We start from the raw sequence: 23,705 nt of genomic DNA, 5'->3' as shown, positions 1-23,705 counted from the left end.
TAAAAAACAAAGCCGGATGAAGTTCCGGCTTTGTTTTTGCGTGACATTACCGCCTACTGAGACTGCCCACTGCCCACTTTCAATTTCCTGCAAACAAAAGGCAGACCGGCGCACAAAGCGGAATCATTTTTCCTGAAAAAGTTAATTTGCCGGAAGTTTTATCGATATCAAAAATCACGATATTATTAGTGTATTGATGGCCAACCAAAAGGTATTTCCCCGTGGGATCAATGGCGAAATTGCGTGGCCCCTGCCCCATCGTCTTGAGCCGTTGAACGAAATCCAGCGTGCCGTCTTTTTTTATGGCGAAAACGGAAATATCATTCGCATCTCCCCTGTTTGTGGCGTATAAGAACTTTCCGCCGGGAGCGATATGAATGTCGGCGGCGCTGGTCTTTCCTTTAAAACCGGAAGCCACAACCGACTTTTCTTCCATCATTGTAAGCGTTCCATCTGCGTAAGCGTAAACCGTTAAAGTACCATCCAATTCCTGAAGCAGGTACACGAATTTACCATCAGGGCTGAACGTTAAATGCCTTGGGCCACTGCCGGCTTTAATAGAAACCGTATTTTTAAGTTGCAGGACATTATTTTCCGAATCTGCGTTGTAGCCATACACATACATTTTATCGCTTCCCAAATCATTTGCCAAAACGTATTTATTATCCGGCGAAAACTGTACCATATGCAAATGTGCACTTTCCTGGCGTTGCGTATTTGGTCCTCTGCCTTCGAGTTTTATGACTTGTTTCGCTTCATTCAGTGCTCCGAATTTATTCTTCTTAAAAACTGAAATGCTGCCGCCGGAATAGTTTGCGACAATCACATTCTTATCGTCATTAAGGATGTAACAGGGATCAGCACCTTTCGCATCCTGGCTTCCGAGGAAGTCAATATCGCCATTTCCTTTGTTGAAATAAAAGGCGCTGACTTTACTTTCATTCCCATTTTCATTCACGCTGTATAAAAACTGATTATCAGGAGATAAGGCGACATAACTTGGATTGATGGTTGCATCAGATTTGAATACTAATTTTAACTGTGCATCATTCGTATTAAAGTCAAAAACGTAGATGCCGTTGCTGTCACAGGAATTGGTGTAGGTGCCGACTATGAGTTTTACAGTCTGGGCTTTTGTGATGGAAACAAACATCAATAGTGCGTATAGGAAGGTTCTTTTCATTAGTGCCACATTAGGTTTTACTGAAGGGTTGTATTTACAAAGTTAATGTTCCAAAGTTACAAAGTTGCAGAGACACAAAGTTTTTAGTGGTGTGGGAATAACTTCTGAGCATTCGAAATCAATTTCTGAGTGTTCGTTTGAAACTTCTGAGTGTTCGAAATCAATTTCTGAGTGTTCGATTGGAGTTTCTGAGTGTTCGTTTGAAACTTCTGAGCATTTGAAATCAATTTCTGAGTGTTCGATATAAACTTCTGAGCATTCGAAATCAATTCCTGAGTGTTCGTTTGAAACTTCTGAGTGTTCGATTGGAGCTTCTGAGCATTTGAAATCAATTCATCGATCCGTCACTTTATTACTTTGCAACTTTGCAACGCCCCCACTTTGCCACTCAATCAAAAAGCATTACTTTTGGACAAATTAAAATCCCCCGCGCAACGGAATGCAGTTCAAACATCCTGAAATTCTCTACTTCCTTTTCTTACTGATTGTTCCAATCCTGGTGCATTTATTCCAGCTTAGGCGATTTAAGAAGGAATATTTCACCAATGTCCGTTTCCTGAAAGAGCTTTCGATACAAACCCGTAAGAGTTCCAAATTAAAGAAATGGCTTTTGCTGGCGACGAGATTGTTAATTCTGACAGCCATCATCATTGCCTTCGCACAGCCATTTTTCAAGGCCAAAGACAGCAACCAGGTGACGAATGAAATGTATATCATCCTCGACAATTCATTCAGTATGCAGGCGAAAGGGCAAAAAGGCGAACTGCTGAAACGCGCTGTAGAAGACTTGCTCGAGCACGTTCCGGAAAACCAGACTTTTTCATTGCTGACCAATTCAGAGACCTACTGGAACACCGACATCAAATCCATCCAGAAAGATTTACAGAACCTGAAATACAGCGCTACGCCTTTCAAACTTAAGCAATTGATGGCCAAGGTGAAGTCGCGTAAATCCAATTTCAATAAGGATATCGTAATTATCAGTGACGCAGTGGGGATCCAGGATAAAGAGCTGAAAAGCATCGACAAGGATTTCAATACCTATTTTATCGTACCGAAAGCAGAGCAGAAGAACAATATGGCGGTGGACAGCGTGTTCATCAACCAGACTTTGGATAAATTCTATGAAATTGGCGTAAAAATTTCGGCTTATGGAACGCAGGAAAAAGAAACGCCGATTGCGGTTTACGACAACAATAAATTGATTGCAAAGACGCTCATTGCGATGGACGGCGCTCAGAAAACGATGACTTTCTCGATTCCGAAAGCCGACTTCAATGGATATGTTTCGATTGAGGACAACGGCATCAGTTATGACAACACGTTATATTTTACGATTTCAAATCCGAAAAAAGTAAATGTAATCAGTATTGGCGATGCAGAGAAATCTGCGTTTTTAGGCAAAATCTTCACCGCCTCAGAGTTCGATTACAGCAATTTCCCCATTGCGGCACTGGATTATAATTTACTCGAAAAGCAGGATGCGATCGTGCTTAATGAATTGAAGGACATACCCCAGGCGTTGCAGACAACATTGAAATCATTTTCGGAAAAAGGCGGCAACATCATATTGATCCCTTCGTCGGAAAATACCACGGCGAACCTGAATGCTTTCCTTGCTAATTTCGGCACCATTAAATTCGGCGAGATTCAAAACACGGAAAAACTGATTACGGAGATTTCATTCGGGCACCCTTTATACAGCGGTGTTTTTGAGAAAAAAGCCGATAATTTCCAGTTCCCGCAAACCAAGGCTTCCTTTGCCGTAAGCACTACAAGCCCGGGGATTTTGAATTACCAGGATAAAAGCATGTTCCTGACGGCTTTGCAAAACCAGCTGTCATCAGTATATGTTTTTGCGGCGCCGCTCAATAAGGCCAATTCGAATTTCCAGAATTCCCCGTTGATCGTCCCTACCTTTTACAATATGGCGCAGAGTATACACAAATCAGGTGCTGTGGCGTTAACGATTGGCGAAAACCAGCCTTTTCTTGTCGATGCGCAATTGGGAAAAGACGACATCGTGGAACTGAAAAATTCAGAAAAAAGCGGTGAAAAATTTATCCCGATCCAGCAGGCGCTAAATAACAAAGTAAAGCTTACCTTTAATGATTATCCGCAGGTGGCGGGCAATTATGGCATTTACAGGCAGGACGAACTGCTGCAGCATATCAGTTTCAATTATGACCGTACCGAGGGCAACCTCGCTTCCGCAGAAGAGGATTTGCTGTCGGATTATAAGGTCATCAATGACGTGGAAACGGTTTTTGACACCTTACAGACCGACCGGACGGATAATGAAATCTGGAAGTGGTTTGCGATACTGACACTTTTATTTTTAGCTGTTGAAATTTTCATCCAAAAATTCGTAAAATGAACCTGATTATCCGAAAGGCAACCGTTATCGATCCGCAAAGCCCTTTTCACAATCAAACCGTAGACATTCAGATTAAGGAAGGGAAAATCAGTAAAATTGCCACTGAAATCGATTCTGTCGATGCCGAAGAATTGGTTTTGGAAAACCTCCATATTTCTCAAGGCTGGTTTGACAGCAGTGTGTCATTTGGCGAACCCGGTTTTGAAGAACGCGAAACTATTGCAAATGGATTGCATGTGGCTGGAAAAAGCGGATTTACAGGTGTGGCCCTGCAGCCGAATTCGAATCCGGTGATTGACAACCAGTCGCAGATCAGTTTCATCCTTTCCAAATCGAAGGATGCGGCTACAGCGGTTTTCCCTATTGGCGCTTTGACAAAAAACAGTGACGGCAAGGATTTAGCAGAATTGTTTGATATGAAAAATGCCGGCGCAGTAGCCTTCGGGGATTATGGCAAAAGCCTTGAAAACCCGAATTTGCTGAAAATCGCCCTGCAATATGCACAGGATTTTGATGCGTTGCCGATTGTTTTTAACCAGGATTCCAACCTGAAAGGAAACGGCGTGGCGCATGAAGGCATCGTTTCTACACGATTGGGACTGAAAGGCATTCCGGCTTTGGCAGAAGAGTTGCATGTGGCGAGAAACCTTTATATATTGGAATATACTGGAGGTAAGATGCACTTCCCAACGATTTCCACTTCGGGTTCGGTGGCATTGATCCGCGAAGCGAAAGCAAAAGGATTGAATATCACCTGCAGTGTTTCCGTCCATCATATGACGATGACGGATGAAAAACTCGAAGGTTTTGACACAAGATATAAAGTGTCTCCCCCACTCCGTGATGAATCACACCGGGAAGCATTGATTGAAGGTGCCCTGGACGGAACGATCGATATGGTGACATCAGACCATAATCCTATTGATATTGAACATAAGAAAATGGAGTTTGATCTGGCGAAAAACGGAACCATCGGCCTGGAAAGTGCTTTTGGCACCTTAATGACAGTCCTTCCATTGGAAACCGCAATTGACAAACTGACTGCAGCAAGAAAGATTTTCAGTAAAGAAAATGAATCCGTTAAAGAAGGTATTTTACCAAATATCACGTTGTTTAATCCTGATGTAAAGGGAACTTTCACTAAAGAAAACATTTTATCCAAATCAAAGAACAGTGCTTTTTTAGGTATGCCCATGACAGGGAAAGTATACGGCATCATCAATAACGGAAAATTAGTAATATGATCGACCAGGAAACGATAGACAAAGGAAAAACCGCAGCCATTACAAGTTACATCCTCATCATCGGGGTGGTGATTGCCATGTCAATGAACGGTGAGGAAAAGAATAAATTTGCCTCATTCCATATCAGGCAGGCATTGGGATTATCACTGACATTCATTTCGCTCGGACTGATCATCAGCAATTTCGACAATATGATGATTGCAATGTCGATGTGGATTTTTATTTCGATCCTGTGGGCGTATTCAATTTTCAGCGCCATCCGCGGCGAAGTGACGCCGGTACCGTTAGTCGGTAATTTTTTTCAAAAAGCATTTAAAAGTATTTCATGAGTTCATTGCATCATTTGGTCCGCGAGCCGAAAATTAAGAAAGATAAAAGTCCCTTGCTACTGTTAATCCATGGATATGGCAGCAATGAAGAAGATTTGTTTTCATTTGCCGGCGAACTGCCTGGGGAATATTATGTGATTTCAGTACGCGCGCCTTATGACCTGATGTATGGCAGTTACGCATGGTATGCGATTAATTTCGATGCCGACCAGAATAAGTTTTCAGATTATGTACAAGCCAGGCAATCGCGGGATTTACTATTAAGATTTATTGATGAAGCCATTGCAACATATCCGGTTGATGCTGACGAAATCACTTTAATCGGTTTCAGCCAGGGAACGATCTTAAGCTATGCTGTAGCATTGTCCTATCCTGAAAAGATAAAGCGCGTTGGTGCCTTAAGCGGTTACCTTAGCATGGAAATCCTTGCCGATGATTATGCTGAAAACGATTTCAGTAACCTGAAAATGTTTATTTCGCATGGTACTGCGGACCAGGTAATTCCTGTAGATTGGGCAAGAAAAGCACCAGCGATCCTCAATGATTTGGGCATAGAAAACGTGTACCATGAATATCCGATTGGTCATGGCGTTTCACCGAAAAACTTTTATGACTTAAAGGATTGGCTGCAATCGACATAAAAAAAAGCCTCTTTGTTGAGGCTTTTTTTATTGCTTTGGATAAACCAATGTTTCGGCAGTTTCAAAATCCACTGATTTATCATCGTTGATGAAGTATTTTATGATGGCTTCGCCCCAGATTTCAGTATTGTTGAAATCTGCAATAATCCAGCGGTGATTGATGACTTTAACATGGTTGACGATGAATTTCTTTCCATCGAGCATATCAAAACCTACATATTTATTGCCTTTCGGATCATCATTGAAGGCTACCAGTTTTTCCTTTACATACGGAATGAGTTTTTGATAATCCATAAATTCCCCGCCGGCCGTTTTCTCGAAATAATCCTGAGCGTTCTGGTTCGTTTCGTATGAAAAATAATCCGCATCCGCCAACTTGGTTTTCAGTGTCGATACGCTATCGGAAAGCACTTTGGTCGTTTTTTTCAATTCCTCTCTCTGGAATGTATTTTCCTTGCTATAGTACATATAGGTAAAAATATTCAGCAAAAGTGCAAGGATAAAAAGGTAAAGAAACAGGGATTTTTTCATGGTTAAATATGGATTTCTAAATTATCATAAGCTAAAAAAACATCGTCAGGCAGCGTTTCCTGTACGGCTTCATGGAACCCGAACATATGGCTGATGTGCGTGAGATAGGTGCGCTCAGGATGGATTAAAGCAGCAAAGTCAAGCGCTTCCTGCAGGTTGAAATGTGTGTCATGTGGCTCGATGCGCAGGGCATTGATCACTAAAACCTTCACGCCTTTAAGTTTTTCAATTTCATCAACAGCAATCGTTTTCACATCAGTTAAGTATGCAAAATCATCAATCCGATATCCGAAAACCTGCAATGTCCCGTGAAACGCATTAATAGGGATGATTTCTTTTCCGGCAAAAATAAACGGTTCGTTCCGCACTTCATGCACTTCAACTGAAGGCGCGCCCGGGTATTTATTTTCAGTTTCGAAAATATAATCGTAACGCTGCTCCAGGTTTTTAATGACACGGGAATGCGCATATAAAGGAATTGGGCCCTGCCTGAAATTGAATGGGCGGATGTCATCAAGCCCGGCCGTGTGGTCCGAATGCTCATGTGTAAAGAAAAAAGCATCGATGCGTTCACAGCCGCAGGTAAGCATCTGCTGGCGAAAATCGGGTCCGCAATCAATCATAACTGAAGCATTTTCCCAGGCAATCCAGACAGATACCCGAAGCCGCTTGTCCTTCGGGTCTTTACTGTGGCACACCGGGTGGCTGCTCCCGATTACCGGAATGCCCTGCGAGGTGCCCGTACCTAGAAAATATACTTTCAAGTCGTTAAATTTTCAACAAAAATAAAACATTTATCTTTTGTAAAAGCCCTATTTTGTTAACTTTGTAAAGTATTATAGAGACTGATAAATGGATATCGAAATAAAATTAAAAGGTGACAAGGTCATCGAACAAATTCCTTCTGTTAAAGATAAAGCGCTGCGTATAAACCTGAATGAAAACATTTATGGCACATTTGCAGAAATCGGTGCGGGACAGGAAACGGTGCGTCACTTTTTCAGGTCAGGCGGTTCGTCAGGCACTATCGCCAAAGCAATGTCGGCTTATGATAAAGATTTCAGCGATGCTATATACGGTGTTGAAGATGACGGACGTTATGTGACTGAAAGCAGGCTTAAGAAAATGCTTTCCCATGAAGTTAATTTGATTGAAAAACGTTTGAGCCGTGAAAAACATCCAAATAAAATGTTTTTCAGTTATGCCAATACCGTGGCCACCATTGACTTTGCAAAGCAATTCAAAGGGCACGGCTGGGTTGGGATCCGTTACCAGATCGAACCTGATGAGGATTATAATGAAATTATCATCCATATCCGCTTTAAGGAAACGGATGCCAGGTTGCAGCAGGAAACACTTGGAATCCTTGGTGTCAATCTGATTTATGGCGCATTCTACAAATACAATGACCCTAAAAGGTTGCTAAGGTATTTGTACGATCACCTTGACAAAGACCAGCTGGAAATCGATACGATTAACTTTTCCGGGCCGCGTTTTGCCAATATCGACAACCGCCTGATGAGTCTCCAGCTCGTGAAAAACGGGATGACTGATGCGGTGATGTTCGACCCAGATGGTAATAACATACTTCCTGCTGCCATCCTTTACAAGAAAAATATCCTTGCCCTTCGCGGCAGTTTCAGGCCGGTAACGAAAGTGAATATGGACATGTATGAGAAATCTTACAAAATGTTCCTGCAGGAAAATAAAGTTGAAAAGGACAATACACTGGTCGTTTTTGAGATTACGCTTTCCAATTTACGCTCTGATGGTGAAATCGATGAAAGGGATTTCATGGACCGTGCAGAACTGCTGTGTTCATTGGGACAGACTGTAATGATCTCCAATTTCCAGGAATATTATAAAGTAGTGGAATATTTTTCAAATTATACCAAAGCCCGCATGGGATTGGCGATGGGCGTAAACAACCTGGTCGATATTTTTGATGAAAAATACTACCGCCACTTAAGCGGTGGGATCCTGGAAGCATTCGGGAAATTGTTCTACCGCGACTTAAAAGTATTTTTATACCCGATGCTGGGCGAAGGCGGTGAAATCATCAATTCTGAAAACCTGAAAGTACACCCAAGGATGAAGGAATTGTACAAATTCTTTAAATTCAACGGAAAAGTAGTCGATATCGACGATTTTGATCCCCATACACTCGAAGTATTTTCACGCGAGGTACTCAAAATGATCGGTGATGGAAAACAAGGCTGGGAAGGCATGCTGCCGATTGGTATCGCTGAATTGATTAAGCAGCACCAGCTTTTCGGTTATGACCCGAACAGGATTAATAGTTTGCAGTCGCAGTCACAGTAAACAGTGAATGACATCCTTAAAAAAACAAAGCCGGATCGTATTCCGGCTTTATTTTTGATATAAACTGAAACTGCGACTGTAAACTATCCCAAAATCTGTGCCGCGTGTTCCTTACTTTTCACGTCTGAAATCACTTCTTCAATAACGCCGTTTTCATTAATAACAAAAGTAGTGCGATGAATACCGTCGAACAATCTTCCCATAAATTTTTTAGGCCCCCAGACACCAAATGCATTGATCATTGACTTGTCTTCATCGGCAATTAAAGGGTAAGGCAGGTCATATTTCACTTTGAATTTCGATTGTTTCTTCATCGAATCCGGACTCACACCCAGTATATCATAGCCTTTTGCCAAAAACATGTGGTAATTGTCGCGAAGGTTACAGGCTTCTTTAGTACATGTTGGCGTATCTGCCTGTGGGTAAAAGAAAATAACCAGTTTCTTTCCTTTATAATCTGAAAGGTTGTGCTTGTTTCCGTCCTGGTCAGTGGCTGAGAAACCAGGTGCTTTATCTCCTCTTTGTAAAGTTGTCATTTTATATATTTTTTAGGTTCAGGGTCCAGGGTTCAAATTTACGAAGTTCGGGGTAGTTTTCGTAACTTTATCAGCTAATAAACCTGTACCCTGCTTAAATATGACCAAAGCCGAAAAAGCCCGATTCGTCATGAATAAACTCGACGAAATTTATCCGACAATCCCGATTCCGTTAGACCATAAAGACCCCTACACATTATTGATTGCCGTATTGCTTTCAGCCCAGTGTACCGATGTCCGCGTCAACCAGATTACGCCAATACTTTTTGCGAAAGCGGACAATCCTTATGATATGGTAAAAATGTCGGTGGAAGAAATCAAAGAAATCATCCGTCCCTGTGGATTGTCGCCAATGAAATCCAAAGGCATTCACGGTTTATCAGAAATCCTGATTGAAAAACATGACGGGAAAGTACCGCAAAGTTTCGAAGCTTTGGAATCATTGCCCGCCGTAGGGCATAAAACTGCCAGCGTCGTGATGTCACAGGCTTTTAATGTACCGGCATTTCCTGTTGATACGCACATTCATCGGCTGATGTTCCGTTGGGGCTTATCAGATGGGAAAAATGTAGTTCAGACTGAAAAAGACGCTAAAAAGATTTTCCCGGAATCTTCCTGGAATAAGTTACACCTTCAGATAATCTGGTATGGAAGGGAATATTCGCCCGCGCGCAGCTGGAACCTGGAAAAGGATATTATCACAAGCACTATTGGAAGCAGTAAAATGTTGAAAATGCTGAACGAAAAACCAAAAAAGAACTAGTTTACGATCCGCCATTCCTTACCGTCAATATCATCGAACCCGATGACACCATTATCTACGTCGTAATATAATTTGTTTACTTTCCGCGGATAATTCCCGTCAAGGTCCGCTTCAGTATTTGCAGATGCAAGGACTATTACTTTTTCATAAGTATGTCCGTTTACCTGCATCTTGACCATTGGCATCGGCCTAACTGCTGCAGCCTGATAGCCGTTCAGATCAATATACGGATAATTCCATAAATTGAAATTAAATCCGATCCTTAACCCCGTATCACTGAATTTATCAACATGTATCCTTAAAAGCGCATTGTTATCGTCCGGAAATGATTGAGACTGCATAACGGTCTGCTGGCTGTCAAAATAATTCTCGAGTACGCCAAGTCCGCCTGAGAAAGTCCCGGGTCCACGAACTGCATCTTTTACTTTTGCTTTGGAAATGACTTTATATGAAAGCAATTCGTCATCCTGGTTTTTGTAAGAGATGATATCCCCTTTGCTAATTACATCACCAAGCAGGTAAGGCTTGTCAGCATTTTCAAATCTGTAATAGGCATCTTCATATCCTTCATGTTCCTGTGGAGAACAGGAAAAAAGTAAACCTGTAATCAATAAAAAGAGTCCTTTTTTCATAAACATGTAGTACAGTTAATAAAAAAATCCCGCCCGGTCTAAACGGGGCGGGATTTTCGATCAATTAGCAATATTCTCGATCTTGATTTTACCTACTTTGATATAGCTTAACGCTTTGGAGTAATTCAATAAAAAGGAAACTGTCTCTTTTTTAGGTTGCATTTTAGGAGTTGCTAATGTTTTCTTAGAGTAAATTTTCGCCATAATGGAATTGTTTTGTTTCCATAACAACGCAGTAATTTTTCCCTTAGTATTTAATTCGTTAAAATTATTTTATTTTTTTCAATAATTTTCCGGAGGTTCATCAGCGCGTAACGCATACGGCCTAATGCGGTATTAATGCTTACGCCTGTCAGGTCAGAAATTTCCTTAAAGCTCAGGTCCTGGTAAATGCGCATCATCAGGACTTCACGCTGGTCATCAGGCAATTCCATGATGAGCTTTTGCAGGTCCTTTTCGATTTGATTCGTAATCATCCTGGCTTCAATATTCGGCTCATTGTCTGACATGTATGAGAACACGGAATATTCTTCAGTATCCCTAGACATCGGCATTTTTTTATTCCTGCGAAAATGATCGACAATCAGGTTATGTGCAATACGCATTACCCATGGCAGGAATTTGCCTTCTTCGTTATAGGAATTGGATTTTAAAGTCTTGATAACCTTAATAAAAGTATCCTGAAAAATATCATCAGCGATATCCCTGTCGGAAACCTTGGAGTAAATAAATCCGTAAATTTTGGATTGGTGCCTCTTAATTAATGTAGCCAAAGCGTTTTCGTCACCTGCTACATAGCTCTTTAATAATAAAGCGTCCGGGGTTTGAACATTAGCCATAAAATTAACTTTTTAGTTTTTTGATTGAAATTGAATTGGTGATCTAAAAAGTAATTTTTTGTATAGGCCTTTGTTTTAAGAGATTATTTCTATAACCAAATGTTGCATAAAAAAAAATTAATTTCCAAACGCAATATCAAAATTTAACACTTTTTCTGCCGAATAATAAAAAGTGCTTTCAGATTTATTAAAAAATATCAATGAAATCGGAAAACTGTAATCTTAATTGTCATAAATTCCATTATTGCTTCTAATTTGAATCCACCCTTTTGCCCCAGTTCAACGCATAATGATTAACTTTGCATAAATTGCTATTTACTTCCATGAAATTCGATATCGCTTCCGCAGAACCCAAGAAAAACATCATCATAAAAGGCGCCCAGGTACACAATCTCAAGAATCTGGATGTCGCCATACCGCGTAATAAACTGGTTGTGATTACCGGTTTATCTGGCTCGGGAAAATCCAGCCTCGCTTTTGATACCTTATACGCCGAAGGACAGCGACGCTATGTTGAAAGTTTATCTTCCTATGCACGCCAGTTCCTCGGGAGGCTCGACAAACCAAAAGTGGAATATATCAAAGGCATTGCGCCGGCCATTGCCATTGAACAAAAGGTAAACACTACCAATGCACGTTCGACCGTCGGGACTTCTACAGAAATATACGATTACCTGAAACTGCTTTTCGCCCGGATAGGAAAGACATTCTCCCCCATCTCAGGCAAAGAAGTCAAAAAAGATACCGTAACGGATGTGATCAATGACGTAAAAAACTTCACTATAGACAGCCGCTGGTTGTTGCTTGCGCCTATTTTTCCGGAAAAGGACCGTTCTATTGAAGAAAAACTGGGCGTGCTGCTCCAACAGGGTTTTGCCAGGATTGCTGTAGACAACGAAATGCTGCGTCTCGATGACATTAAGGACATTTCATTCTCCGGAAAGGAAGTCATGCTCGTCGTCGACCGTATTGTAGTCAAGGAGGAAGAAGAATTTTACAACCGCCTTTCTGATGCTGTCCAAACCGCATTTTATGAAGGCAAGGGAAAATGTTCGTTACAGGATGCCGATTCCGGGAAACGCCTTTCTTACAGCAATACGTTTGAACTCGATGGCATTACTTTCCCGGAACCTAACGTACATCTTTTCAGTTTCAATAATCCATACGGTGCCTGCCCTGTGTGCGAAGGGTACGGCAACATCATTGGGATTGATGAAGATTTGGTGATTCCGAATACCGCTTTATCCATCTATGAAAATGCAGTATATGCATGGCGGGGCGAAAGCATGGGCTGGTACCGCGATGTGTTGGTGAACAGTGCCTATTTGTTTGATTTCCCCATTCATAAACCGTATTACCAATTGTCTGAAGCGCAAAAAGAACTGTTGTGGAACGGCAACAAGCATTTTACAGGGTTGCACGCATTTTTCAAGGAGCTCGAAGAAAAGAATTACAAGATACAAAACCGGGTCATGCTATCGCGCTACCGCGGAAAAACAAAATGCTACGCCTGTAAGGGCAAACGTTTGCGCCCGGAAGCATCGCACATCAAGATTGCGGGCAAGACCATTTCCGATCTGGTCGACATGCCTATTAAAAACCTGGTGGACTATTTCAAAGGAATCGGGCTTTCAGAATTTGACCAGAAAGTCGGAAAGCGTTTGTTGACCGAAATCAACAACCGATTGGGTTTCCTTAGTGAAGTTGGTTTGGATTATTTGACCTTAAATAGGAATTCCGCCACACTTTCCGGCGGGGAATCGCAAAGGATAAATCTTGCCACCTCTTTAGGCAGCAGCCTCGTCAGATCCATGTATATCCTCGACGAACCCAGTATCGGCCTGCATCCGAAAGATACCGAAAGGCTGATTAAAGTGCTCATTTCACTACGTGACCTAGGCAATACCGTAATTGTCGTAGAACACGATGAAGATATCATGCGCGCTGCCGATGTGATTATCGACATTGGCCCTGAAGCCGGCACGCATGGTGGAAGACTGGTAGCGCAGGGTGATTATAAAACGATCTTAAAATCTGAATCGCTTACCGCAAAATACCTCAATGGCGATTTGGAAATCAAAGTACCACGGAATCGAAGGAAATCCAGTACGTATATCGAGATTTTAGGTGCAAGGGAAAACAATCTGAAGGACGTAGACGTGAAATTCCCATTGGAAATGCTGACGGTAATCACCGGTGTATCCGGTAGCGGCAAGAGTACGTTAGTTAAAAAAATCCTGTTTCCTGCCATGCAGAAGAAACTTGAAGGAGTGGGTGAAAAAGCCGGACAATTCACCGAAATGCGCGGTTATTACCATAAAATCCAACATATTGAATACGTCGACCAAAACCCAATCGGGCGCAGTTCCCGTTCGAATCCGGTGACCTACATCAAGGCTTATGACGACATACGCGATTTATATTCAAAAGAAAAACTATCGAAAATCCGGGGTTATCAGGCCAAGCATTTCTCTTTCAATGTCGATGGCGGCCGTTGCGAAACCTGTAAAGGCGAAGGGTCTATCAATGTCGAAATGGTCTTTATGGCCGACGTGCAACTGCCATGCGATACCTGCAACGGCAAACGTTTTAAGAAAGAAATCCTCGAAGTCCATTTTGAAGGAAAAAATATCGACGACATCCTGACGATGACCATCGACGACTCGATTGAGTTCTTTACCAAAACCAAACAAACGAAAATCACACAGAAATTGCAGCCGTTACAGGACGTGGGGTTAGGCTATGTACAGTTGGGGCAGTCCTCCTCTACCCTTTCCGGTGGCGAGGCGCAGCGCATCAAGCTGGCTTCCTTCCTGGTAAAAGGCGCGACAAAGGAGAAAGCGTTGTTCGTTTTTGATGAGCCTACGACCGGATTGCATTTCCATGACATCAACAAGCTCATGGCATCGTTTGATGCACTGATTGACAAAGGGCATTCGATTATTGTCATCGAGCACAACCTTGACCTGATAAAATGTGCGGACTGGGTTATCGACCTCGGGCCGGAAGGCGGTGAAAATGGAGGAAAGATATTGGCTGAGGGCACTCCGGAGGATATTATCAAAAATAAAGCGTCGGTTACCGGGAAATATCTGAAGGAAAAATTATAACTACTAAAGCTTCCTTTTTTTCTTTTTAATTGCCTTTTTCAATTCGTGCGTTTCCTTTGCTTCATCGATGGAATGCGAATGCTGCAGGCTGTCTTCTTTTTTTGATAATTGGGAAAGCAGCACATAATACTGCTGCAGGACTTTCATTTCCGCTTCCGATAAATCTTCGACATCAACGAGGCGGTTGCTTGCGAATTCGTGCGAGGCAACCAGTTCGTTGAGTTTAAGCTGTATCGCCATCGAATCCTTATTCTGCGCTTTCTGGATCAGGAATACCATCAGGAAGGTGATGATCGTCGTTCCGGTATTGATCACGAGCTGCCAGGTTTCCGAATAATTGAATAACGGGCCGGACAATGCCCAGATCAATACGATGGCAAAGGCCCCGAGGAATGCTGGTGTGCTCCCGGTAGCTTTGGTGACTTTAGACGCAAACTTTTCAAATACTGAAGCGCTTTTCTTTTGATTCTTTTTCATATGGTTGATTTCTATAAATGGTTATTTCAGACACAGCCTAAATTAATGAATTTAAAACTGTTTTTTACGCAATCAGAAAATATTCGTTTAAAGTGTTCAGGCGTAACAAAAAAGGTCACAAGCATTTGCGGTAACGGATGAGATAAGCGAAGCGACGGGCAGGATTACGAACGCAGCGGTTGTCCGAAGGCAAGCATGGCATGAAATACTACTTTAAGATAGCAGGAAAATGCTGTAAATAAAGTACTAGCCGCGCTTTAACCTCGACAGCGACTGGTCTATAAGCGCATTGATCTCGGCAGAAACAGCCAGTTTGTAATTGACGTACACATACACTACAGTAATCAGGACCGATTTAAGCATGATATTCACAATCGGATGGAACGGGAATTCCCAAAAGTAGAAAAGCAGGAAGGTGAGCAGGATTACGGCAAATGATTTCAGCGTATTGATCGTAAACGGATATAAACCGAGTTTCTTTACGACAAAAAACAACTTGACCGAATTGTAGATCACCACCGTAATCAGCGTAGCCAGTGCCGAGCCATTGATATGGTATAAAGGAATCAGCAGCATATTAAGCCCGATCATCAGCACTACCGTCATTACGCCAAATAGTAAGGCCCATCGGTAATATTTCGTATTCAGGATAATCGCATTGTTGTTGCCAAGGATCACATCGTAGAATTTTGACAGCCCGATCAGGAACACCGCCATCGTCCCTGAGGCGTAATTGCCGGGGATAATGAGATACATCTGACGGATGTTCAGGAAAATTCCGAGCATGACCAATCCGCCGAACACCTGAAGTGTAATCGCACTTTTCTTGTATAAATCGTCGACTTCATCCATCTTCTTCTCGCTCATCAACCTGGCGGTAATCGGATAAATGATCTGGAGCATCGCACGGCTGGGTACTGCAATTACGGTAGCGATGAAAATGGCAAGCGAATATACCGCATTGTCATCCCATTTCGTATAAAACGGGATCATCACCTTATCGAAGTCAAGCAGTAACGTGGCCACGCTGCCTGAAACGATAATAAATAAGGAATATGTGAGGACCTCTTTCGCATTGTCAGGCAAGACCATCGTGAACGTTGGCATGCGTACTTTAAACGCATAAGCCATCATCGCAAGCAATTGCAGTCCGTAAGCTGCAGCAAGGCAGTAGATGAACATTTCCTGCCGCATTATACCGAGATGCACGCAGATCAGCATGGCCGTTACCAAAATGCGCACTAAAACCTCACTGATTAAATTCCCGAAAACAGATTTCATGTGGACTTTCACCCAGGCATAAAATATTTCAAAGTAGGCCATGCAAAAACCGATCACGGCAATGAGCCACATATAGTGCCTCGCTTCAGGCTTTTCGGCCAGGAGCGCTGCAATTTCATCATAAAAAATGTATCCTACACTGCAGATCGGGATGACAAGCAACAACGGCAGCCACAGCATAAAGCTCATGAAGCGTTCGCGCTGTTCCTCGGATTTGCAATAGGCGAAAAACCTTATCAGGGAATTGTGTGCGCCCAAAGCCATGATGGGCATCAGTATATTGGCTGCAGACAGCAGGAAACTCACGATGCCGTAGTTCATCTTAGAAAGAAAGGTGGTATACAGAAACATCGCATTAACCGCACCGATCCCGAATCCGAAATAGGTAATGACTACATTGCTTGCCGATTGGCGGAGTACGATTCCCATGATTATTCGCCGCAGGTATTATTGTAAAAATCGACCATTTCGGGGATGTTCTTTGAAGTGAATTCTTTGCTTTCGATTTTTTCTATTAATTCGGGGCAATCTTTGAAGTAATCTTTTGCTTTTTTCTTCCAGCTCAACAGGCTCCAGAGTTTAACTGGATAAGCATCGCGTTCGCTTTTCAGGTAAAATGTAACACCTTCTGTATAACCGTAATCACCCTTTTCTGAACGCGTATTACCATTCCTGGCAGTTTTTTCCAGTATCTTCGGTTTCATTGAAAAAGTCCTGTCATCGATGGTGACATCACCATACAACATGACACTTCCTTCACTGAATACTTTCAGCAGCCTGGGGTGCAAATCAAAACGTGCCATGGTAACGTATTTATATTCATGCTGAATGCCTTCATGTTTAATAAAGACCCCTGTACACATCGTTTCATCCCATAAATCTGCTTTACCGTCGGAAGTCAGCCTGAACTTAATCATATCATGCTGTTCGCCCCACCCCTTATGCTGAATAATTGCATACCCTTCAAGTTGTGTTCCGTCAGTAAATTCTATAATCGCTTCCTCCTCAACATCGGAACTGATATCAGGGGCTTCCTCCTGTGCAAACGCAATCGATGAAAAAAATATAAAAAAAGCATAGCATAGTTTATTCATGGTTCACACTTTTTAAAAGAGATGCAAGTTTAGCAGTAAGGTTCCTACGCGAATATTGCTGCAGGCCCACCGGGAAAACTTTCAGGTTATTTTCCTTATAAAGATTGTAATACGCTAAAATAGACTCTTTAATTGGTTCTTTCTGATCGTAAGTGAAGAATTTACCGGTGTTGGTTTCCTTTAGGATAAAAGCAAAATCAGAGCCTTCGGGACCAATACCGATTATCGGCCTTTCGGAAACCATGTATTCGAAAAGCTTTCCGGGAATGATGCTTTTTGTATCTTCTGAATTGATCTCAATTAACAGTAAAACCTGAGAACTTCTTTGATGCTTAATTGCATCGTAATGAGAAACATATCCAATATTATTTAAATACGGATCTAAATTGTATTCAGAAATGGAATCCAGCACTTCCCTACTCACAGCACCAATCAATTTCAATTCGAAATCATTTGCGAAAGCAGGATTTTCCAAAACCAATTGGCTTAACGATTCCCATAAAATCCGTGGATTTCTTTCTGATAAAAAAGAACCTATGTGTGCCAGTGAAAATTTTTCGTCAGGTGAAATTTTACCGATGATTTCAGCATCATAACCATTTGTAATGACTTCAATCGGCCTGGAAGTCAATACCTGGAATTCGGATTTCGTAGTGTTGCTGGTGACTAAGATGGTATCTGCTTTAGTTAAAACTTCACTTTCAAGTTTCTTATGTTTTTTTGCCGCATAAGACGATAATTTCAACGCTTTGTGATACCCGATGGTCGTCCAGGGATCGCGGAAATCGGCAATCCAGTTCACTTTAAGTTCATTTTTCAATCCAAGCCCGATTAAATGCAGGCTATGCGGCGGACCCGAAGTGATGATGGTTTTGATGTCATTTTCCCGAATATAATCCGAAAGATACTTTATGGATGGTTTCACCCAAAGAAACCGCGCGTCCGGAATGAAAATATTACCGCGGACCCAAAGCATGAGCCTTTCAACAAAAGACTGTTTCTTTTGGTGCGGAATAATCCCGGAACTGATTTTTTTGCTTTTTTTTCCTGAAAAAGCTGTTGCCAGTCCGTATGGTTCAGTGATTCTATGCTTCAGGATGATGGCTTTTTGGGACACTTCACCCAACAATCCTTCATCAATAATCGGGTACGTGGGATTTTCAGGGACATATACTACAGGCGTAATGCCAAAATCGGGAAGATACTTTACGAATTTAAGCCAACGCTGCACCCCGGGACCACCGGCTGGCGGCCAATAGTAAGAAATGATCAATACTTTTTCGGGCCCGGTTTCCAATATTTCGGTTTTATGCGGGTTTGGTTTGCTTTTTGTTCTCTACGTAAATTCCGCCAATGAGCAGCAACAGCATCAATGCGGCGCTTACAAGCGAAATCAGGCTTCCGGTTTTTACCACCTGAGGCTCAAATTTGAATTCCACCGTATGTTGTCCGGCAGGGATTTCCATAGCACGCAAGACATAATCGGCACGGAAATGACTTGTCGCTTTACCGTCAACATAAGCATTCCAGCCCTTTGGATAGTAAATCTCCGAAAATACGGCGAGGCCATTTGCTGAATTGCTGGTTTTGTATTTCAGGTAATTTGATTTGGATGCTTCGAGTGTGATGGTTGCAGTACTGTCTTTTGTAAAGGTTGTGGCCCTGAATTCAGGAAATGCCGTTGTGTTGACCACCGCTTGGTTCTTAAGATCGTCTTTGGTAAGGCTTTTCATCTCGTCATCTGCGGAAGCGACGGTTTTTGCAGAAGACACAAACCAGGCATTGCCATTGGCAAAAGGATTGGTCACAGGCAATTCGCCGTCACGTGTCGCCACGATCAGGTATTTTACATTAAGCATGTCCAAAGCCGGGATACTGGTTTTCAAACTTAAGGTCTCCGGATCGATGATCTCAGCGAGTTTGCTCAGTTTTGTATCAATCTGATAATCGATGACTTCATCAAGCCTCCTTGGCCTTACGGCACTGTAACCACCGATGGATTTATGGAAGTAAGAGGCCTTGGCCTGCATCCGTCCCTGTATGTCATATACGCGGTAATTGCTTTTATCCTTCAGTATCTCCTGATCTGCCTGCGATGGCTCGAACGGATGCTCTACCTGGTATTTGTCTACGAATTTATCACTGCTGACGTATCTTTTGTCGACCAGAACCAAATCGCCTACCATTAAGACCCCAACGAGAATTACGGCAATCATGTTTGAAAGTTTTCCTTTCATATGCATCCATAAAATTCCGCCGGAGATGGCAATCAGCAAGATCGACCGCCATAAATCAGAAGAATATAATGCTTTCCTGTCCTGGGTGATCGCATCGATAAATGCAGGATCCATACCTTCATCGTTGATGCTTGTAAAACGGAACATGCCTTTGCAGACCAACAATAATACCAAAAGACCAAGGCTTACGATGGCCGATTTTTTAAGTGAGTTCCATTGTGTTTCCTTATCGGATTCGAAGTAGCTTTTCAATCCCATCACCGCCAAAACCGGCATGCACAATTCCAATACTACCTGTATCGAGGATACGGCGCGGAATTTATCATACATCGGGACGTGGTCGATAAAGAAATCGGTTAAAGCCGGGAAATTCTTCCCCCAGGACAGCATCAGCGAAACGATGGCACCGGCAAGGAAGGCATATTTGATTTTCCGCTTGTCGTTAAAAAGCCCGATTACACAAAGGAAAAATACAATCGCACCGATATAAGCAGGAGCGGCTACACCAGGCTGGTCACCCCAATACACCGGCATACCATCAGCGGCATATTTTACAGCCTCGTCCCTGGAAAGGTACTGCCCTTCAGCAACGGGCTGCGTTTGCAGATATTGGACCACCTTGGAATCCGGACCCAGTTTTTCGCCATTCGACCCACCGAATAATCCCGGGGCGATCAGATCAAAACTTTCGGCAATCCCATAACTGTATTGGGTGATGTAATCCCGCGGCATCGAGGTTTCCTCGTGTTTATTGCCATCAGGCTTGAAGGTAAGCTCGCTTTTGCTCCGCATACTGAAACTCGTATATTCTGCAGTAGCGAGCAAACCCGTGGCGTTGGCACCAACGGCAAGCAATACGGCACCGGCCAGGCTTGCGAAACAAATCATTAAAGGCCTGTATTCTTTAGCTTTGGCGAATTTATAAATAAAATATGTGGTGATGGCCAACAGTAAAATCAGCAGGTAATACGTCATCTGGAAGTGGTTCGCATTGATTTCAAGCGCCACGGCTACCATTGTTAAAAGTGCTCCATAAATATACCGTTTCCGGAATACTAAAATCGTTCCGGCAACCACAAGCGGCATATACGCAATGGCATGCGCTTTTGCATTATGCCCAACGCCCAGGATGACAATAAAATAAGTGGAAAACCCGAAAGCCAAAGCACCGAAAAAAGCTTTCAGCGGATCGGTTTTCATGACGAGCAAAAGGCCGTAAAAACCGAGGAAATACAAGAAAAGATAGTCCGCCGGACGAGGCAGGAACCGCAGCACTGCATCGATTTTCTTGACATAATTGTGTGGATAATTAGCGCCAAGCTGGTATGTAGGCATGCCGCCGAAAGAAGAATTCGTCCAGAACGGTTCCGCATTTTCCTGCGCACGGAAATCATTCTGCTCCTTTGCCATTCCGGTATACTGCTGTATATCGGACTGCAGGATGGCTTTTTGCTGTAAAACAGGATAAAAATATACGAGGGAAATAAGGACAAAGCCGAAAATGGCCAAAGCATGCGGAAAGAACCTGTTGAGAATCTTCATTTAGTCGGTTTAAAGTTTGCATTCCGTTCCTGAAAAACAGGAAAATACGCGCTGATGGCGCTTAGGAACTGTGTGTTGCAAACTTAATCAATTTCTTCATAATCCACATACTCACCTACTTTTTTGGTTTCCCTGGGTTTTGTGGATTTATTCGAATTATTGATAATCTCGTCCTGGTTTTGTTTTTGCTGTTGGTTGTAATATTGCTGTTGCTGCTGGTATTGCTGGTGAAAATTCTGTTCGGCTTTCTGCACCACTTTCTTGACCACTACCGGAAGGAACAGTTTCGCAAAGAATTTAAATACGTAATAGAACACGATGATGTAGAAGATCGTTTCCAATAATTTTGTAAAACTGGCTGTTTCCATGGGGAATAAAATTTGTCAAATTTAACGAATCACTTCTATTAAAATTGAAATTTGATTCATAAATAAATAATAAATTATAGTACTTTTGAGACGAATGTTTTCTACAAATAAAGCGCTCATGAGCAAAATCAGGATTTGTGTTCTATTGTTATCAATACTTGGTGCCGCTAATATTTCGGCACAATACACTGACGTCATCAATTCCAATCGTCCCGGGAAATCACTTTCCGCATTTTCTGTAGGCAAAAGCGTCTTCCAGGCAGAAGGCGGCCTGAGCGGCTTTGTCGAAAAACACAAACTGCTTGCCACAGATACGAATGGAATGGACATGGACCTGAGCCTGCGTTGGGGATTGTTTTATGAGCAGCTTGAATTCATGTTCGACATACAATACCAGTACGATGCCTACAACACGCCTTTGGGCAGCGAAAACAGGAGCGCTTTACGGCAAACGACCATCGGGGCAAAATACCTTTTTTATGATCCGAACAAAAATTACGAGGAAAAGCCAAACCTTTACAGCTGGAAAGCCAGCCACAAATTCAAATGGAGGGAGTTTATCCCTGCTATTGCGGCGTATGCGGGTGTCAACCTGAATTTCGATAATCCGTTTACATTTGAGACCGATCCTTCTGTGAGCCCGAAAATCATGGTCATTACTCAGAATCAATTCTCCGGCGGGTACGTTTTCGTAACCAATATTATTGCCGATAAAGTCACCAGCGATTTCCCAAGCTACGGGCTGATTTTGACACTGACCAAAGGCATTACCGAAAAATGGTCGGCCTTTATCGAAAACCAGAATTATAAAAGCGACTATTATTCTGACGCATTAATCCGTGGCGGGGCGGCATACTTAATCCGTGAAAACATCCAGCTTGACGGGTCGGTGACATTCAATATGAAAGATACCCCATCGATTTTTTCGGGCGGAATCGGGCTTTCCTGGCGTTTTGACAAAAACTACAAACCGGTCCTGATCCGCAGTGGGAAGGACGACAAAGACAAGGATAAGGACAAAAAGAAAAAGAAGAAAAAGAAACGTAAAGACGAGGTTGAAGTAGAAGCCCCAGCGAAATGATAACAGTTATTGAAGCCAATACGCCAAAACTAATGCGGGAATTCGTGAAATTCCCTTTTTCACTTTACAAAAATGACCCTTATTGGGTCCCGCCATTAATCAACGACGAGCTTGCGGGCTTTGACAGGAATACAAATCCTGCTTTTGAAACCGCGGAAGCTACATTTTACATCGCTTACAAAGACAATGTACCTGTTGGCCGTATTGCGGCGATCATCAATTGGGATGAAGTCAATAAGCAGGAAAAGAAAAAAGTACGCTTCGGCTGGTTCGATTTTATTGATGATATTGAAGTCAGTAAATCCCTGCTCGAAAAAGTGTACGAACTCGGCAGGAAAAACAACCTGACTTACGCCGAAGGCCCGATTGGGTTTTCAAACCTGGATAAAGTGGGGATGATCACCGAAGGTTACGACGAAATCGGATCGATGATTACCTGGTATAATTATCCATATTATCCTAAACATTTGGAGCAGTTAGGTTATGTGATGGAAAAAGAATACCTGGAAAATAAATTTCCTTTCGCTAATGTAAAACCTGAAATGTTTGAGAAGATAGAAGGACTGATTAAACGTAGGTATCAGCTCACACCGATGAATTTCACCAAAACGAAAGACATCATGCCCTATGTCGACCAGATGTTTGATTTGTTCAATAACAGTTATTCCGACCTGTCATCATTTGTGGCGATCAATGAAAGCCAGATTGCGTATTTCAAAAAGAAATACATCGGATTCATCAATCCGGAATACATTAAGTTCATTTTTGACAAGGACGAAAATATGGTGGCTTTCGGTATTGTCATGCCTTCTTTTGCGGAAGCCTTGCAAAAAGCGAACGGAAAGCTGTTCCCATTTGGATTTTATCATCTGCTGCAAGCGAGGAAAAATAGTAAAAAAACGCTATTCTACCTTATAGGTGTCACACCCGAATATCAAAATAAAGGTGTTACGGCAATCATTTTTTCCGAATATTATAAGACATTCAGGGAAAAAGGAATTGTCGACTGCATACGTACACCGGAACTTTCCGACAACCATGCGATACATAACATCTGGAAGAATTTTGATCCTGTAACCTTCAGGAAGCGTGCGACTTTCCGTAAAGATTTATAAAAA

The 23,705-nt window shown here is 42.4% G+C and carries 21 protein-coding genes; 9 read left to right on the top strand and 12 right to left on the bottom strand.

Translation table 11 applies throughout. The features are described 5' to 3' along the window. Positions 1–79: 79 nt before the first annotated feature. The gene (locus tag HYN49_RS11020) at positions 80–1,183 is read right to left on the bottom strand and encodes a lactonase family protein (protein ID WP_108905040.1); all 1,104 of its coding nucleotides are present in this window, start codon (positions 1,181–1,183) and stop codon (positions 80–82) included. Between the two features lie 439 nt (positions 1,184–1,622). Here HYN49_RS11020 and HYN49_RS11010 point away from each other — a divergent pair, with 439 nt between their 5' ends. From HYN49_RS11010 to HYN49_RS10995, 4 genes are read left to right on the top strand one after another with little or no spacing between them, the layout of a single operon-like run. After that, complete coding sequence (locus HYN49_RS11010) at positions 1,623–3,560, top strand: vWA domain-containing protein (protein WP_108904166.1); 1,938 nt, start codon at positions 1,623–1,625, stop codon at positions 3,558–3,560. Next, on the top strand, positions 3,557–4,804 hold the full coding sequence (locus HYN49_RS11005) for a dihydroorotase (protein ID WP_108904165.1): 1,248 nt from the start codon (positions 3,557–3,559) through the stop codon (positions 4,802–4,804). The genes HYN49_RS11010 and HYN49_RS11005 overlap by 4 nt, the downstream gene beginning before the upstream one ends. After that, on the top strand, positions 4,801–5,133 hold the full coding sequence (locus HYN49_RS11000; protein WP_108904164.1) for a hypothetical protein: 333 nt from the start codon (positions 4,801–4,803) through the stop codon (positions 5,131–5,133). The genes HYN49_RS11005 and HYN49_RS11000 overlap by 4 nt, the downstream gene beginning before the upstream one ends. Beyond that, the gene (locus tag HYN49_RS10995) at positions 5,130–5,774 is read left to right on the top strand and encodes an alpha/beta hydrolase (protein ID WP_108904163.1); all 645 of its coding nucleotides are present in this window, start codon (positions 5,130–5,132) and stop codon (positions 5,772–5,774) included. The genes HYN49_RS11000 and HYN49_RS10995 overlap by 4 nt, the downstream gene beginning before the upstream one ends. A gap of 27 nt (positions 5,775–5,801) precedes the next feature. Here the strand turns inward: HYN49_RS10995 and HYN49_RS10990 are convergent, their stop codons facing one another. Together HYN49_RS10990 and HYN49_RS10985 are read right to left on the bottom strand one after the other, a co-directional pair. Continuing rightward, on the bottom strand, positions 5,802–6,305 hold the full coding sequence (locus tag HYN49_RS10990; protein ID WP_108904162.1) for a hypothetical protein: 504 nt from the start codon (positions 6,303–6,305) through the stop codon (positions 5,802–5,804). 2 nt (positions 6,306–6,307) lie between these two features. Then, positions 6,308–7,069: an MBL fold metallo-hydrolase gene (locus HYN49_RS10985; protein WP_108904161.1), complete on the bottom strand. Its 762-nt coding sequence runs from the start codon at positions 7,067–7,069 to the stop codon at positions 6,308–6,310. Between the two features lie 88 nt (positions 7,070–7,157). Between HYN49_RS10985 and HYN49_RS10980 the strand changes: the two genes are divergently transcribed. Then, a complete protein-coding gene (locus HYN49_RS10980) occupies positions 7,158–8,627 on the top strand; it encodes a nicotinate-nucleotide adenylyltransferase (RefSeq protein ID WP_108904160.1) in 1,470 nt (489 codons plus the stop codon). A gap of 83 nt (positions 8,628–8,710) precedes the next feature. Here HYN49_RS10980 and bcp read toward each other — a convergent pair whose 3' ends face one another. Further along, on the bottom strand, positions 8,711–9,163 hold the full coding sequence (gene bcp, locus HYN49_RS10975) for a thioredoxin-dependent thiol peroxidase (protein ID WP_108904159.1): 453 nt from the start codon (positions 9,161–9,163) through the stop codon (positions 8,711–8,713). Between the two features lie 100 nt (positions 9,164–9,263). On the opposite strand from bcp, the gene HYN49_RS10970 reads away from it, so the two are divergent. Continuing rightward, positions 9,264–9,926, top strand: coding sequence for an endonuclease III domain-containing protein (locus tag HYN49_RS10970; RefSeq protein ID WP_108904158.1), 663 nt, complete (start codon positions 9,264–9,266; stop codon positions 9,924–9,926). Here HYN49_RS10970 and HYN49_RS10965 read toward each other — a convergent pair. Both HYN49_RS10965 and HYN49_RS10960 read right to left on the bottom strand, forming a co-directional pair. Beyond that, a complete protein-coding gene (locus HYN49_RS10965; RefSeq protein WP_108904157.1) occupies positions 9,923–10,558 on the bottom strand; it encodes a hypothetical protein in 636 nt (211 codons plus the stop codon). The genes HYN49_RS10970 and HYN49_RS10965 overlap by 4 nt on opposite strands. A gap of 254 nt (positions 10,559–10,812) precedes the next feature. Next, on the bottom strand, positions 10,813–11,397 hold the full coding sequence (locus HYN49_RS10960; RefSeq protein WP_108904156.1) for an RNA polymerase sigma factor: 585 nt from the start codon (positions 11,395–11,397) through the stop codon (positions 10,813–10,815). 323 nt (positions 11,398–11,720) lie between these two features. Between HYN49_RS10960 and uvrA the strand changes: the two genes are divergently transcribed. Next, positions 11,721–14,507 (top strand): excinuclease ABC subunit UvrA, encoded by a 2,787-nt coding sequence (gene uvrA, locus HYN49_RS10955; RefSeq protein WP_108904155.1) that lies wholly within the window; start codon positions 11,721–11,723, stop codon positions 14,505–14,507. Positions 14,508–14,510: 3 nt separating this feature from the next. Here the strand turns inward: uvrA and HYN49_RS10950 are convergent, their stop codons facing one another. The 6 genes from HYN49_RS10950 to HYN49_RS10925 all read right to left on the bottom strand — a co-directional run bounded on the left by HYN49_RS10950 (position 14,511) and on the right by HYN49_RS10925 (position 21,506). After that, complete coding sequence (locus HYN49_RS10950) at positions 14,511–14,984, bottom strand: low affinity iron permease family protein (RefSeq protein WP_108904154.1); 474 nt, start codon at positions 14,982–14,984, stop codon at positions 14,511–14,513. Between the two features lie 246 nt (positions 14,985–15,230). After that, positions 15,231–16,694, bottom strand: a complete 1,464-nt coding sequence (locus HYN49_RS10945) for a lipopolysaccharide biosynthesis protein (protein ID WP_108904153.1) — start codon at positions 16,692–16,694, stop codon at positions 15,231–15,233. A 2-nt stretch (positions 16,695–16,696) separates the two neighbouring features. Then, positions 16,697–17,359, bottom strand: coding sequence for a hypothetical protein (locus HYN49_RS10940; RefSeq protein WP_108904152.1), 663 nt, complete (start codon positions 17,357–17,359; stop codon positions 16,697–16,699). Further along, on the bottom strand, positions 17,352–18,656 hold the full coding sequence (locus tag HYN49_RS10935) for a glycosyltransferase (RefSeq protein ID WP_108904151.1): 1,305 nt from the start codon (positions 18,654–18,656) through the stop codon (positions 17,352–17,354). Before HYN49_RS10935 ends, HYN49_RS10940 begins: the two co-directional genes overlap by 8 nt. A gap of 10 nt (positions 18,657–18,666) precedes the next feature. Continuing rightward, positions 18,667–21,138 (bottom strand): YfhO family protein, encoded by a 2,472-nt coding sequence (locus HYN49_RS10930; RefSeq protein ID WP_108904150.1) that lies wholly within the window; start codon positions 21,136–21,138, stop codon positions 18,667–18,669. Between the two features lie 83 nt (positions 21,139–21,221). Beyond that, positions 21,222–21,506, bottom strand: a complete 285-nt coding sequence (locus HYN49_RS10925) for a DUF4834 family protein (RefSeq protein ID WP_108904149.1) — start codon at positions 21,504–21,506, stop codon at positions 21,222–21,224. A 118-nt stretch (positions 21,507–21,624) separates the two neighbouring features. Between HYN49_RS10925 and HYN49_RS10920 the strand changes: the two genes are divergently transcribed. Both HYN49_RS10920 and HYN49_RS10915 read left to right on the top strand, forming a co-directional pair. After that, the gene (locus tag HYN49_RS10920) at positions 21,625–22,587 is read left to right on the top strand and encodes a transporter (protein WP_108905039.1); all 963 of its coding nucleotides are present in this window, start codon (positions 21,625–21,627) and stop codon (positions 22,585–22,587) included. Beyond that, entirely contained in the window at positions 22,584–23,702 is a 1,119-nt protein-coding gene (locus HYN49_RS10915; protein ID WP_108904148.1) for a GTP cyclohydrolase, read from the top strand. The genes HYN49_RS10920 and HYN49_RS10915 overlap by 4 nt, the downstream gene beginning before the upstream one ends. Positions 23,703–23,705: the final 3 nt, after the last annotated feature.

This window comes from Flavobacterium pallidum (assembly GCF_003097535.1).
Lineage (GTDB): Bacteria > Bacteroidota > Bacteroidia > Flavobacteriales > Flavobacteriaceae > Flavobacterium > Flavobacterium pallidum.
The sequence above is the reverse complement of the archived record's forward strand: the minus strand, read 5'-3'. Positions and strand labels throughout refer to the sequence as shown.

Excerpts from the sequence above, each read along its gene's own strand:
- HYN49_RS11020 (WP_108905040.1), bottom strand. The coding sequence starts at position 1,183 with ATGAAAAGAACCTTCCTATACGCACTATTGATGTTTGTTTCCATCACA.
- HYN49_RS11010 (WP_108904166.1), top strand. The coding sequence starts at position 1,623 with ATGCAGTTCAAACATCCTGAAATTCTCTACTTCCTTTTCTTACTGATT.
- HYN49_RS11005 (WP_108904165.1), top strand. The coding sequence starts at position 3,557 with ATGAACCTGATTATCCGAAAGGCAACCGTTATCGATCCGCAAAGCCCT.
- HYN49_RS11000 (WP_108904164.1), top strand. The coding sequence starts at position 4,801 with ATGATCGACCAGGAAACGATAGACAAAGGAAAAACCGCAGCCATTACA.
- HYN49_RS10995 (WP_108904163.1), top strand. The coding sequence starts at position 5,130 with ATGAGTTCATTGCATCATTTGGTCCGCGAGCCGAAAATTAAGAAAGAT.
- HYN49_RS10990 (WP_108904162.1), bottom strand. The coding sequence starts at position 6,305 with ATGAAAAAATCCCTGTTTCTTTACCTTTTTATCCTTGCACTTTTGCTG.
- HYN49_RS10980 (WP_108904160.1), top strand. The coding sequence starts at position 7,158 with ATGGATATCGAAATAAAATTAAAAGGTGACAAGGTCATCGAACAAATT.
- bcp (WP_108904159.1), bottom strand. The coding sequence starts at position 9,163 with ATGACAACTTTACAAAGAGGAGATAAAGCACCTGGTTTCTCAGCCACT.
- HYN49_RS10970 (WP_108904158.1), top strand. The coding sequence starts at position 9,264 with ATGACCAAAGCCGAAAAAGCCCGATTCGTCATGAATAAACTCGACGAA.
- HYN49_RS10965 (WP_108904157.1), bottom strand. The coding sequence starts at position 10,558 with ATGAAAAAAGGACTCTTTTTATTGATTACAGGTTTACTTTTTTCCTGT.
- HYN49_RS10960 (WP_108904156.1), bottom strand. The coding sequence starts at position 11,397 with ATGGCTAATGTTCAAACCCCGGACGCTTTATTATTAAAGAGCTATGTA.
- uvrA (WP_108904155.1), top strand. The coding sequence starts at position 11,721 with ATGAAATTCGATATCGCTTCCGCAGAACCCAAGAAAAACATCATCATA.
- HYN49_RS10950 (WP_108904154.1), bottom strand. The coding sequence starts at position 14,984 with ATGAAAAAGAATCAAAAGAAAAGCGCTTCAGTATTTGAAAAGTTTGCG.
- HYN49_RS10945 (WP_108904153.1), bottom strand. The coding sequence starts at position 16,694 with ATGGGAATCGTACTCCGCCAATCGGCAAGCAATGTAGTCATTACCTAT.
- HYN49_RS10940 (WP_108904152.1), bottom strand. The coding sequence starts at position 17,359 with ATGAATAAACTATGCTATGCTTTTTTTATATTTTTTTCATCGATTGCG.
- HYN49_RS10930 (WP_108904150.1), bottom strand. The coding sequence starts at position 21,138 with ATGAAGATTCTCAACAGGTTCTTTCCGCATGCTTTGGCCATTTTCGGC.
- HYN49_RS10925 (WP_108904149.1), bottom strand. The coding sequence starts at position 21,506 with ATGGAAACAGCCAGTTTTACAAAATTATTGGAAACGATCTTCTACATC.
- HYN49_RS10920 (WP_108905039.1), top strand. The coding sequence starts at position 21,625 with ATGAGCAAAATCAGGATTTGTGTTCTATTGTTATCAATACTTGGTGCC.
- HYN49_RS10915 (WP_108904148.1), top strand. The coding sequence starts at position 22,584 with ATGATAACAGTTATTGAAGCCAATACGCCAAAACTAATGCGGGAATTC.